Source organism: Streptomyces sp. BE20, from assembly GCF_036322525.1.
Lineage (GTDB): Bacteria > Actinomycetota > Actinomycetes > Streptomycetales > Streptomycetaceae > Kitasatospora.
The window spans coordinates 51858-64833 of sequence record NZ_JAQYWW010000970.1 but is presented as its reverse complement, the minus strand read 5'-3'; the positions used below and the strand labels follow the sequence as shown (position 1 = coordinate 64833).

The 12976-nt window shown below is 73.3% G+C and carries 9 protein-coding genes; all 9 read left to right on the top strand.

What is annotated here, in order from left to right:
- Positions 1 to 3: 3 nt before the first annotated feature.
- Genes asnB through PUR61_RS25050 form a run of 9 tightly spaced genes read left to right on the top strand, consistent with a single transcriptional unit; the run spans position 4 to position 12974 of the window.
- On the top strand, positions 4 to 1938 hold the full coding sequence (asnB, locus tag PUR61_RS25090) for an asparagine synthase (glutamine-hydrolyzing) (protein ID WP_329881641.1): 1935 nt from the start codon (positions 4 to 6) through the stop codon (positions 1936 to 1938).
- 57 nt (positions 1939 to 1995) lie between these two features.
- The gene (locus PUR61_RS25085; protein ID WP_329881640.1) at positions 1996 to 4191 is read left to right on the top strand and encodes a bi-domain-containing oxidoreductase; all 2196 of its coding nucleotides are present in this window, start codon (positions 1996 to 1998) and stop codon (positions 4189 to 4191) included.
- Complete coding sequence (locus PUR61_RS25080) at positions 4188 to 6137, top strand: alginate lyase family protein (protein ID WP_329881639.1); 1950 nt, start codon at positions 4188 to 4190, stop codon at positions 6135 to 6137. Before PUR61_RS25085 ends, PUR61_RS25080 begins: the two co-directional genes overlap by 4 nt.
- A gap of 14 nt (positions 6138 to 6151) precedes the next feature.
- On the top strand, positions 6152 to 7675 hold the full coding sequence (locus tag PUR61_RS25075) for a right-handed parallel beta-helix repeat-containing protein (protein WP_443035231.1): 1524 nt from the start codon (positions 6152 to 6154) through the stop codon (positions 7673 to 7675).
- A 16-nt stretch (positions 7676 to 7691) separates the two neighbouring features.
- Entirely contained in the window at positions 7692 to 8996 is a 1305-nt protein-coding gene (locus PUR61_RS25070; RefSeq protein WP_329881668.1) for an O-antigen ligase domain-containing protein, read from the top strand.
- 2 nt (positions 8997 to 8998) lie between these two features.
- Positions 8999 to 10273 carry a glycosyltransferase gene (locus PUR61_RS25065; protein ID WP_329881637.1) on the top strand — a complete coding sequence of 425 codons (1275 nt, stop codon included), beginning with the start codon at positions 8999 to 9001 and terminating at the stop codon, positions 10271 to 10273.
- Positions 10274 to 11509, top strand: a complete 1236-nt coding sequence (locus tag PUR61_RS25060; protein WP_329881636.1) for a class I SAM-dependent methyltransferase — start codon at positions 10274 to 10276, stop codon at positions 11507 to 11509.
- A complete protein-coding gene (locus tag PUR61_RS25055) occupies positions 11506 to 12330 on the top strand; it encodes a glucose-1-phosphate cytidylyltransferase (protein ID WP_329881635.1) in 825 nt (274 codons plus the stop codon). The genes PUR61_RS25060 and PUR61_RS25055 overlap by 4 nt, the downstream gene beginning before the upstream one ends.
- The gene (locus tag PUR61_RS25050) at positions 12327 to 12974 is read left to right on the top strand and encodes a PIG-L deacetylase family protein (protein ID WP_329881634.1); all 648 of its coding nucleotides are present in this window, start codon (positions 12327 to 12329) and stop codon (positions 12972 to 12974) included. The genes PUR61_RS25055 and PUR61_RS25050 overlap by 4 nt, the downstream gene beginning before the upstream one ends.
- The last annotated feature ends 2 nt before the right edge of the window (positions 12975 to 12976 follow it).

The window sequence follows — 12976 nt, the reverse complement described above, 5'->3', positions numbered from 1 at the left end:
GACATGTGTGGCATCGCGGGTACGTACCGATGGCCGGACGGGAAGGTCGTGACCGACCTGCTCACCGATACCCTCGCCCACCGCGGTCCCGACGGGGCGGGCCGCTACAGCCACCCCCTCGGTGCCGGCGAGGTGCACCTGGGGCACCGCAGGCTGGCCATCGTCGACCTGTCGGAGACCGGCGCCCAGCCGATGGTCTCGGACGGCCTCGTCCTGACCTACAACGGTGAGCTGTACAACGCGCCCGAGCTGCGCGCCGAACTGGCGGCCGCCGGGGTGCGGTTCCGCGGCACCTCCGACACCGAGGTGCTGTTGGAGGCCTGGCGGCGCTGGGGTACGGACTGCCTGCCCCGGCTGCGCGGCATGTTCGCGTTCGGGGTCTTCGACGAGCGGACCGGCGAGCTGGTGCTCGCCCGCGACCAGCTCGGCATCAAGCCGCTGTTCCTGGTGCGGCGCGGCGAGGGGCTGATGTTCGCCTCCGAGCTCAAGGCGCTGGCCGCCGCCGCCGGCGGGTCGCTGGAGGTGGACCCCGGGGCGCTGGTGGCCTCACTGCTGTACTACTGGGTGCCGGACTCACGGTGCGCGTTCCGCGAGGCGGAGAAGCTGCCGCCGGGGAGCTGGCTCCGGTGCCGGCCCGACGGCCGGGTGGACCGCGGCCGGTTCTGGCACCTGCGGGACGTCGCCGCGGAGGGCCGGGAGCGGGCCCTCGGCGGCGAACGGCCGGACCTCGCCGCCATCGTCGAGGAGTCGACCCGGCGTCACCTGCTCTCGGACGTGCCCGTGGCGACCTTCCTCTCCGGCGGGCTGGACTCCAGTTACCTGACCGCGCTGGCGGCCCGCGACCGGCCCGGGATCTCCGCCTACACGATCGGGTTCCGCGCCGAGGACGCCAGGTTCGAGGCGATGCCGGACGACCTCCGCTACGCCCGGCAGGTGGCCGAGCAGTTCGGCGTCGACCTGCACGAGATCGAGATCGCTCCGGACGTGCTCGACCTGCTGCCGCGGATGACGTACCACCTGGACGAGCCGATCGGCGACCCCGCCGCGATCAACACCTTCCTGATCTGCTCGGCCGCCCGGGAGGCCGGGGTCAAGGTGATGCTCTCGGGGATGGGGGCCGACGAGCTGTTCGCCGGCTACCGCAAGCACCTGGCCAACCAGCTCGCGCTGCGCTACCAGCGCGTGCCGCGGCCCCTGCGGCGCGGCCTGTCCGCGGCCGTGGACCGGCTGCCGGTCGCCACGGCCAACCGGGGGCTGCGGTCGGTGCGGTTCGCGAAGCGGTTCCTCTCCTTCGCCGACCTGCCGGAGGAGACCGCGTTCCGGCGCAGCTACACCATGTACGACCGGGCCGAGCTGCTGGCCCTGGTCGATCCGGACCTGGCCGGGACCGTCGACGACGTGCTGACCGAGCACGCGGACACCTACCAGGACAACGACCTCGACGACTTCGTCAACCGGATGTGCCTGGGGGACGCCCGGATGTTCCTGCCGGGCCTGAACCTCGCGTACACGGACCGGTCGAGCATGGCCGCGTCGACCGAGGTGCGGGTGCCGTACGTGGACGTCGAGGTGGTGAGGGCGGCGTTCGCCGTGCCCGGCGACCGCAAGATCGTCGGGCGGCAGGGGAAGGCCGTCCTGAAGGAGGCGGCCTCCTCGGTCCTGCCCCGGGAGATCGTGTACCGGCCCAAGGGCCTGTTCAGCGCCCCGCTGCGGGCCTGGATGAGCCGGGACCTGGCACCGCTGGTGCGCGAGGTGGTGAACGACGGCGTGCTCGTCAGTTCCGGGTTCCTGCGCCGGGACGCGCTGGCGCGGCTCGTCGCCGCCGACGCCGCCGGGCAGCAGGACTACTCCAAGCACCTGTGGCACGTGCTGACCCTGGAGTACTGGTACCGCGGCGCGACCTCCGGCTCCGGCCACAGCACTCACACGACGACGTAGTGCTGCTCATCCGACTCACGCGACTCACTTGACGGCGTAGGAACAAGGGGACTTCCGGTGAAACAGGTCGTGCAGAACTACAAGAGCGGTGAGCTGGCGGTGCTCGACGTGCCGGTGCCGGGGTGCAAGCCCGGCGGCGTGCTGGTCCGCAGCGCCTTCTCGCTGATATCCACCGGGACCGAGCTCATGAAGGTGTCCGAGGCCGGGATGTCGATGCTGGGCAAGGCCCGCTCCCGTCCGGACCAGGTGGCCAAGGTCATGCAGAGCGTGGCCACCAACGGGCTGCCCGCCACCTACCGCAAGGTGATGGGGAAGCTGGACTCCTACACGCCGCTGGGCTACTCGCTGTGCGGGGTGGTCGAGCAGGTCGGCGCCGGGATCGACGACGTGGCGGTCGGCGACCTCGTGTCCTGCGCCGGCAACGAGCACGCGCTGCACGCCGAGCTGAACTGGGTGCCGAAGAACCTCTACGCCCGGGTGCCCGACGGCCTCGCGCCCCGGCACGCGGCGTTCGGCACCGTCGGGTCGATCGCCCTGCAGGGCGTGCGGCAGGGCGAGCCGCAGCTCGGCGAGGCGGCGCTGGTCATCGGCCTCGGGCTGATCGGGCAGCTGGTGGTGCAGCTCCTCACCGCCTCGGGGGTCCGCGTCGTCGGGGCCGACCCCGACCCGGTGCGCTGCGAGCTCGCCGAGCGCCTGGGCGCCGTGGCCGCCGGCGATCCCGGGTCCGCGGCCGTGGAGGCCGCCGTCGCCGAGCTCACCGACGGCCACGGGGTCGACCAGGTGTACCTGGCCGCCGGCGGCGGCAGCAACCAGCCCGTCGAGCTGGCCGCCCGGCTGGCCCGGGACCGCGGCCGGGTCGTCGACATCGGCAAGTGCCGGCTGGACCTGCCCTGGAACGCGTACTACGAGAAGGAGCTCGACGTCCGGTTCTCCCGCTCGTACGGGCCCGGGCGCTACGACCCGGGGTACGAGCTGGAGGGGCGGGACTACCCGATCGGCTACGTGCGCTGGACCGAGCGCCGCAACCTGGCGTGCTTCCTCGACCTCGTCGCCCGCGGCCGCGTCGACGTCGAGCCGCTGATCTCCCACGTGGCCGACTTCGACGACGCCGTCGAGACGTACCAGCGGCTGAAGGACGGCGAGTTGAAGGCCGTGGCCGTGCTGTTCCGGTACCCCGGCCCCGCGGCGGAGGAGAAGCCGCCGGCCCCCTCGGTGGCGGTACCCGCGGTGCCCGCGGTGCGCCGCGGCGGCGGGGTCTCCGCCCCGGCCCGGTCCGCCGGGGCGCCGGTGCGGCTGGCGTTCGTCGGCGCGGGGAACTACGCGACGTCGATGATCCTGCCGCACCTGTCGCAGCGCGACGGCGTCACGCTGTCCACGGTCGTCACCACGACGGCGCTGTCGGCGGCGAACGCGCAGCGGAAGTTCGGCTTCGCCAAGGCGACCACCGACCTCGACGCCGTGCTGGACGACCCGGCCGTCGACGCGGTGTTCGTGGTCACCCGGCACAGTTCCCACGCCGACCTGACCCGCAGGGCGCTGCTCGCCGGCAAGACGGTGTTCGTGGAGAAGCCCCTGGCCCTCACCGAGGACGAACTGGCGGGCGTGCTCGCGGCGGTGGAGGAGTCCGGCAACGACCGGATCCAGGTGGGCTTCAACCGCCGGTTCGCGCCGCTGCTGCGGGAGGCCAGGAACCGGTTCGGCGCGCGGACCGGTCCGGCGAGCCTGCGCTACCTGGTCAACGCGGGCCGGCTCCAGCAGGGCAGCTGGTACCTCCGGCAGGACTCCGAGGGCTCGCGGTTCGCCGGCGAGGGCGGGCACTTCATCGACACCGCGAGCTGGCTGCTGGACGCCGACCCGGTCTCGGTGTACGCGGCCGCCCCGGCAGGCAACGAGGACCTCCAGGTCGTGCTGCGCTACCCGGACGGCTCCACCGCCACCATCAGCTACGTCACCACCGGCGCGTCCGGCTTCCCCAAGGAGACGCTGGACCTCGTCGCGGACGGCAAGGTGCTGAAGCTCGACGACTTCGTCCGCGCCTCGGTGTACGGCCGCAAGCGGTGGGTCAGCTCGCGGCTTCCCAAGGCCCGGGACAAGGGCCAGGCCGCCGAACTGGCCGCGTTCGTCACGGCCGTGCGGACCGGCGGGCCGATGCCGGTGCCGCTGGAGTCGCTGGTCGCCACCACGGCGGCCACCCTCGCCGTGCAGGCCGGCCTGGTCGGCGGCGCGCCGGTGACCCTGGCGAGGGCGCGATGACCATGGGCACGGGCTGGTACCTGCGGCGGCTGTCCCGGATGGGGCCGCAGGAGATCGGCGGCCGGGTGGGCGACGCGGTGCGCCGGAGGCGGTGGCGGTCGGCGCCGCCGGACTGCCCGCCCGTCACGGGTGCCCGGTTCACCGCCGTGCTGCCCGCCGGGGCGGTCGCCGCGGTGCCGCCGGACGCCGCGAAGCGCCTCGTCGCCGAGGCGGACCGCCTGCTGGACGGGCACGCGGAGTTCTTCGGGGTGGACCGTGACGACCTGGTGGCGCCCGACTGGTGGCGCGACCCGAAGACGGGGCGGCGGGCGCCGTCCGGCTACGCCTTCGACGTGCCGTACCGGAGCGAGGACGCGGTCGGGGACGTCAAGCAGATCTGGGAGCTGTCCCGTCACCAGTACCTGACCGTGCTGGCCGCCGCCTACGCGCTCACCGGGGACGAGCGGTACGCCGAGCGCGTGGCCGAGCACCTGCGGTCGTGGTGGGCGGCCAACCCGCCGCTGCGCGGCGTGCACTGGATCAGCGGGATCGAGCTGGGCATCCGGCTGCTGTCCTGGGTGTGGGTGCGCCGGCTGCTCGACGGCTGGCCGGGCGCGGCCGGGCTGTTCGAGGACAACCCGGTGGCGCTGAACCAGATCTGGCACCACCAGCGCTGGCTGGCCGCCTTCCCCAGCCGGGGGTCGTCGGCGAACAACCACGTCATCGCCGAGGCCGCCGGGCAGTTCGCCGCGGCCTGCGCGTTCGGGTGGTTCCCCTCGTCGGCGCGCTGGCGGTCCGCCGCGCTGCGGTCGCTGGAGCGGCACCTGCGCGGCAACACCTTCGTCTCCGGCCTCAACCGCGAACTGGCCACCGAGTACCACGGGCTCGTCCTGGAGCTCGGTCTGGCCGCGGTGGCCGAGGCGGACGCCGCCGCCGTGCCGGTCCCCGCGTCCGTGCGGCTCGTCCTGCTGCGGATGACCGACGCGCTCGCGGCCGTCGTGGACAACCGGTTGCGGCCCCCGCGCCAGGGGGACGCGGACGACGGGCACGGACTGGTCCTGGACGGCGCGGGCACCGACCGCTGGGGCTCGCTGCTGGCGACCGGGGAGGCCGTGTTCGGCCGGCTCGCCTGGTGGCCCGCGGTGACCGGCACCGATGTGCGCACCCCGCTGCTGACCGCGCTCGTCCGGCCGTACGCGCGGAACGGGACCGTGGCCCGCCCGGCCGACCGGCCGTCCCACTTCGCCGACGCGGGCCTGACCGTCCTGCGCGGTCCGGAGGAGATCTGGTGCCGCTGCGACGGCGGTCCGCACGGGTTCCTGTCCATCGCCGCGCACGCCCACGCGGACGCGCTGTCCGTGGAGGTCCGGCACGACGGGGTCGACGTGCTCGCCGACCCGGGGACGTTCTGCTACCACGGGCAGCCCGAGTGGCGGCAGTACTTCCGGTCGACCCTGGGCCACAACACCCTGCAGCTGGACGGCGGTGACCAGTCCGTCTCCGGCGGCCCGTTCCTGTGGACCCGGCACGCCCGCACCCGCGTCCTGGTCGCGGACACCTCCGGCGGCGGCGTGGCCCGCTGGAGCGCCGAACACGACGGCTACCAGCAGTCGGTGCACCGCCGCCGGGTGGAGCTGACCGCCGCGACCCGGGAGCTGCGGATCGTCGACGAGGTGCGCGGACCGCGCGGGGCCGTGCGCCTGGCGTTCCACCTCGGCCCGGCGGTCACCGCGGACCTGACGGGGCACCGGGCGGCGCTGACCTGGACCCGGGGCGGCGAGGACCGCTCCGCGGTGCTCGACCTGCCGGGGCAGCTGTCCTGGTCGGCGCACCGCGGCGAGACCGAACCGCCGCTGGGCTGGTACTCCGCCGGCTTCGGACGCAAGGAACCCGCCACCACGCTGGTCGGCACCGGCTTCACCGACGGCACGCAGGGGTTCACCACCGTGCTCGGTTTCCGCGGCTAGGGGGGCGCGTGGGGATCAGGAGACGGTACCGGGGGGCGTCGTCGGCGGCGGCGCTCACGCTCGCCCTGCTGCTGGCGACCGGCTGTACGAGCGCGTCGGACGCCCCGGCGGAGGCGACCGCCGCGTCGTCCGGGCCGGTGGCCGTGGCCCGGGTGTGCGCCTCCCCCGCGCCGGGGCCGGCGACGGCGCCGGCGGGCGCGGTGACGGTCGACCCCGCGGTGGTCGACGACCTGGCGGTGAAGACCAGGGACAACCCCCCGCGCACCACGTTCTGGCTCCGCCCGGGCACCCACACCCTCGAACCGGACCGCTACGCCCAGGTGATGGCCAAGGAGGGGAACACCTATCTCGGCGCGCCGGGCGCGGTGCTCGACGGCCGGAGGACCAACAACTACGCGTTCAGCGGTACCGCCCCCGACGTCACCATCCGCCACCTGACCGTGCAGGGCTTCGTCGCGCCGCACGACGAGGGCGTGGTCAACCACGACATGGCCGACGGGTGGGTGATCGAGCACGCGACGATCCAGGACAACTCCGGCGCCGGGCTGATGGCCGGTGCCCGCCAGCAGGTCCGCGCCAGCTGCCTGCGCAACAACGGGCAGTACGGCATGAACGCCTACAAGACCGGCGACTCCATCAAGGGCCTGCTGGTCGAGGGCAACGAGATCGTGGGCAACAACACCGACGACTGGGAGCGACGGCAGCCGGGCTGCGGCTGCACCGGGGGCATCAAGTTCTGGGCCGTCGACGGCGCCGACGTCCGCGGCAACTGGGTGCACGACAACCGCGGCGCCGGGCTGTGGGCGGACAACAACAACAACGACTTCCTCGTCGAGGACAACGTGCTGGAGGCCAACGACGGCACCGCGCTGATGTACGAGACCAGCTACAACGCGATCATCAGGAACAACACGATCCGGCGCAACAACTGGGTCGAGGGCCGCCGGCACGCCGCCGCCGGCGACAACTTCCCGTACGCGGCGGTCTACGTGTCGGAGGCCGGCGGCGAACCCCGGATCCCGGCCCGCACCGACAGGATCGACATCTACCGGAACGTTCTGGAGGACAACTGGTCCGGCATCACCCTGTGGGAGAACGCCGACCGGTTCTGCAACAGCCCGGCCAACACCTCGACCGGCTACTGCACGTTGCTGGTGAAGGACACCCGGCAGTGCGCGAAGCCGGCGATCGACACCGCACCGCTCTACGCCGACTGCCGGTGGAAGACCCAGCGGGTGGACATCCACGACAACCGCTTCGCCCTCGACACGTCCGTCGTCAGGTGCGCGGTGGAGTGCGCCCGCATGGCGGTGCTCTCCAACTACGGCACCTACCCGGACTGGTCGCCGTACCAGGGCAAGCGGGTGTCCCGGGCGATCACCCTCGAACAGGACAACCGCTGGCACGACAACGCCTACCGCGGACCGTGGAGCTTCGTCGTCGACGACCCGGACCGGAAGCTCGACGCCGGGCGGTGGCAGGGCACGCCGTACCAGCAGGACCAGGGCAGCACCTTCGCCCCGCAGGCCGGTGGTTGAGGTGACCGGGGAACCGATGCGCGGCGGGCCCACGGGCGGCCGGCCGGCGGGCGGACCGGGCACGGCGGTCCCCCGGCCCGGCGCCGAACGACGCCCCGGCGGCACGCCGAAGGCCGTCTGGATCGTCTGGGCCCTCCTGGGCCTCAACACGCTCGGCTCCGCCGGGGCGAAGACCATCGTGAGGCTGCCCCGCTCCCTCATCCAGATGGCCACCATGGGCGCGCTGGTCTCCGCGTTCGCGCTGGCCCTCGCGCTCAACCTCCGGCTGCGCATCCGCGCCAACGCCTTCCTGTTCCTGCTCAGCCTGCTGCTGGTGCCGAGCCTCATCTCCAGCCTGCACCTGGAGGTCGGGGTCGGCGCGCTGTTCCGCTGCACCCGGCTGGCCCTCTTCGTCGGCACCCTGTGGCTGCTCAGCCGCTGGTGGACCGGCAGCCTGATGCTCGTCCGGACCCACATCCGGATGTACTTCGCGGTGCTCGTGTCGGTGGCCGCCGGCCTGGTCATCTCCCCGGGCACCGCCATGCCCGAGTACTACGGCGGGCGCCTGGTCGGCGCGCTGTGGCCGCTCACCCCGCCGCAGATCGGTCAGTACTCCGCGGTGATCATCGGGCTCACCGTGCTGCTCCTGCTGGACCGCCGGACCACCGGGACCGGCGCGGCGGTGGTCATCGTGCCGACGCTCGTCCTGCTCGCGATGACCCACACCCGGACGGCCACGGTCGGCCTGCTCGTCGGGCTGGCGCTGGCGATCGGCTCGCTCGTCCTGACCAGCGCCGCCGCCCGCAGGTTCTTCGCCTGGGCGGTGGTGTGCGCCACGGTGGCCGCGGTGGCGTTCTCCTCCGCGCTGCAGGCGTGGTTCATGCGCGGGCAGAGCAAGGAGAACTTCTCCAACCTCACCGGCCGGGCCAAGGTCTGGGACGCCCTGCTGACGGCGCCCCGGACGCTCCCGGAGCGGGTGTTCGGCACGGGTCTGGGCGACAAGTCGTTCGGCGGGCTGCCCATCGACAACAGCTGGCTGGCCGTCTACAACGAGCAGGGCCAGCTCGGCATCGTCCTCGTGGCGGCGATCCTCCTCTCCCTGGGCGGGATCGCGCTGCTGCGCCCGCCCTCGCTGCCGAGGGCCTGCGCGATCTTCCTCATCAGCTACGTCGCGATGTCGTCGTACACCGAGGCCGGGCTCGGCGACGCCTCGCCCTACCTGCTCCACCTGGCCCTGGCCGCGTCGCTGCTCACGACACCGGCCGCGGCCCCGCCCTTGACGGCGCCCGCGGTACCGCGGCGACGCATCCCCCGCTGGGACCGGAACCGGGAGGTGACCTGACCATGCACGTCCTCGTGGTGCACAACCGCTACTCCTCGGCGCAGCCGAGCGGCGAGAACAGGGTCGTCGACGAGGAGGTGGGGCTGCTGCGCGCGGCCGGCCACCGGGTCGACGTGTTCGAGCGGCGCAGCGACGAGATCGCCGCGCGGTCCCTGCTCGGCAAGGCCGCGGTGCCGCTCCTCGTGCCGTGGAACCCGGCGGTCCGCACGGAGCTCGCCGCCCGGCTCCGCACCGATCGGCCGGACGTGGTGCACGTCCACAACGTCTTCCCGCTCCTGTCGCCGGCGGTGATCGCCGCCTGCGCCGACGCCGGTGTGCCCGTCGTCGCCACCCTGCACAACTACACCCAGGTCTGCCCGCCCGGCACGCTGCACCGGGACGGCGGGGCGTGCACGGAGTGCGTCGGCACGCGGGCCTCGATGCCCGCCGTCCGGCACGGCTGCTACCGGAACTCCCGGCTCGCGACGGTGCCGCTCGCGGTCAGCCTGGCGGTCAACCGGCGGCGGTGGTGGTCCGGCGTGGAGCGGTTCTTCTGCATCTCCGCGGCGCAGCGCGACATCCTGGTGCGGTCCGGCATGCCGGCCGAACGGCTGGTGGTGAAGCACAACTTCGTGCCCGACCCCGGCACCGACCGGGCGGACGCCGGCGAGCACCTGCTCTTCCTCGGCCGGCTGACGGAGTCCAAGGGCGTGCGGCTGCTCATGGCCGCGTGGGACGCGCTCGCCGCGGAGGGCGGGGTCGGCGTGCCGCTCGTGCTCGCCGGCGCGGGGCCGCTGGAGTCCGAGGTGACGGCGTGGGCGGCGGGCCGGGCCGACGTGCGCTACGCCGGCCTGTACGACCCGGCCCAGTGCCGGCAGGCCGTCGCGCGGTCGGTCGCGGTGGTGGCTCCGTCGATGTCCATGGAGACGTTCGGCCTGGTGGTCGCGGAGGCGATGGCGGCGGGGGTCCCGGCCGTCGCCGCCGGTCACGGCGCCTTCGTCGAGCTCGTGCAGGACGGGCTGACCGGGTTGCTGCACCGGCCGGGGGACGCGGGCTCGCTCGCGTCCTGCCTTCGCCGGGTCACGGCCGATCCGGCCGGCAACCGGGAGATGGGCCGGACGGCCCGGCACCGTTACGACCAGGCGTTCAGTCCGGCGGTCGGACTGGAGCGCCTGGTGGAGGAGTACCGCGCCGCGATCGCGGGGCGGGCCGGCGGCGCGGACGGCGCGCCGCCGGTGGTGAGGACGAACGCTGGCTCGCGGCGGGACACCCGCGCGAGCAGGAAATGGGGGCAGTAGATGACACGATGCCGACTCTGCGGCTCGACGGCGCTGGGGAGCGTCGTCGATCTGGGGGCTACCCCGCCGTGCGAGAGCTTCCTCGCCGCGGACCAGTTGGACCGGCCGGAACCGACGTACCCGCTGCACCTGCGGGTCTGCACGGACTGCTGGCTCGCGCAGATCCCTCCGCTGATCACGCCGGAGGAGACGTTCACGCAGTACGCGTACTTCTCCTCGTACTCGACCTCCTGGGTGGAGCACGCGCGCACCTTCGTCGCCGAGGCCGTGCCGCGGCTGGGTCTCGGCCCCGACTCCTTCGTGGTCGAGGTCGCGAGCAACGACGGGTACCTGCTCCGGCACGTGGTGGACCGGGGCATCCGCTGCCTCGGCGTCGAGCCGTCGGTGAACGTCGGTGCCGCGGCGCGGGACGCGGGCGTGCCCACGCTCACGGAGTTCCTGGACCCGGCCACCGGTGCGGCCGTCCGTGCCGAGCACGGCCCGGCGGACCTGGTCGTCGCCAACAACGTGTACGCGCACATCCCCGACGTGGTCGGGTTCACCCGGGGGCTGCGCGCCCTGGTCGCCGACGACGGCTGGGTCTCCGTCGAGGTGCAGCACCTGCTGACCCTGATCGAGGAGAACCAGTACGACACGATCTACCACGAGCACTTCCAGTACTACACGGTCGCGTCCGCGGCCCGGGCGCTGGAGAGCGGCGGACTCGCGCTCGTGGACGTCGAGTTGCTGCCCACGCACGGCGGCTCCATCCGGCTGTGGGCCCGGCCGGCCGAGGTGGCCGGCGAGCCGAGCCGGCGGGTGGCCGACGTGCTGGACCGGGAGAAGGCCGCGGGGCTGCGGGAGCTGTCCGGGTACACCGAGTTCTCCGCCCGGGTGGCGAAGGTGCGCAGGGACCTCCTGCGCTTCCTCGTCGAGGCGGCCGAGCGTGGCGAGACGGTCGTCGGCTACGGCGCCCCGGGCAAGGGCAACACCCTGCTGAACCACTGCGGTGTCCGGCCCGACCTGCTCCCGTACACGGTCGACCGGAATCCCTACAAGCACGGCAGGTTCACACCGGGCACCCGCATCCCGATCCTGCCGCCCGAGCAGATCGCCACCGACCGGCCGGACTACGTCCTCGTCCTCCCGTGGAACCTGCGGGACGAGCTGGTCGAGCAGTTGTCCTTCGTGCACGCCTGGGGCGGCCGGCTGGTCTTCCCCATCCCGGAACTCAGCATTGTCGAGGTCAAGCCGTGAAGGTCGTCCTGTTCTGCGGCGGTTACGGGCTGCGCATGCGCAGCGGAGCCTCCGACGACGTGCCCAAACCGATGGCGATGGTCGGCCCGCGGCCGCTCATCTGGCACGTGATGCGCTACTACGCGTACTTCGGGCACACCGAGTTCATCCTGTGCCTCGGGTACGGGGCCCACCACATCAAGGACTTCTTCCTCAACTACGAGGAGACGACGTCCAACGACTTCGTGCTGCGGGGCGGGCGGACCGAGCTGCTGTCCACCGACATCGCCTCCTGGACGATCACGTTCGCCCAGACGGGCATCGAGTCGCCGATCGGCGAGCGGCTGCGCCGGGTGCGGCACCATCTGGACGGCGACGAGATGTTCCTCGCCAACTACGCCGACGTGCTCACCGACGCCCCGCTGCCGGAGATGATCGACTCGTTCTCCCGGCGTGACGCCGGTGCGTCGATGATGGTGGTGCCGCCGCAGTCCTCGTTCCACTGCGTGGAGCTGGGCGAGGGCGGCCTGGTGGGGGGCATCACCGCGGTGAGCGAACTGCCGCTGTGGGAGAACGGTGGCTACTTCGTGCTCCGTCAGGAGGTCTTCGACCACATCCCGGAGAACGGGGACCTGGTCGCCGACGGCTGCACCCAACTGGCCAAGCGCGGCCGGCTGGTGGCGCACCAGCACCGCGGCTTCTGGAAGCCGACCGACACGGTGAAGGAGCGGGCCGCGCTGGACCTCGCCTACTCCCGGGGCGACCGCCCGTGGGCCGTGTGGGAGCGGGACGCCGCGGGGGCGGGCGGCGGCGGGACCGGCGGCGCGGCGAGGACCGCGTGATCCGGCTCGGGTCCGGGCGCCCGGACCGGGTCGTCGCGGTGGGGGCGCACTGCGACGACATCGCCATCGGCGCCGGCGGCACGCTGCTGACGGTGTGCCGCGCGCGGCCGGGCCTGCGGGTCGACGCGCTGGTGCTCTCCGGCGGTGGCGGCGAGCGGGAGCAGGAGGAACGGGACGCGCTCGCCGCCTTCTGCCCGGACGCCGACCTGCGCCTGACCGTGCTCAAGCTCCCGGACGGCCGGCTGCCCGCACACTGGGACGAGGCCAAGGCCGCGGTCGAGGAGCTGCGCGGGCGGAGCGAGCCGGACCTGGTCCTCGCACCGCGCACCGAGGACGCGCACCAGGACCACCGCGGCCTGGCGCGGCTGGTGACCACCGCGTTCCGCGACCACCTCGTGCTCGGCTACGAGATCGTCAAGTGGGACGCCGACCTCGGCCGTCCCACGGCGTACCAGCCGCTCTCCCCGGAGGTCGCCGAGGAGAAGGTGCGGCTGCTGCAGGAGCACTACCCGTCGCAACGGCACCGGCCCTGGTACGACCGGGAGGCCTTCCTCGGGCTGGCGCGGATCCGCGGCATCGAATGCCACGAGCGCTACGCCGAGGCGTTCGCCGTCACCAAGCTCACTCTCAATCTGGGGGGATGAAC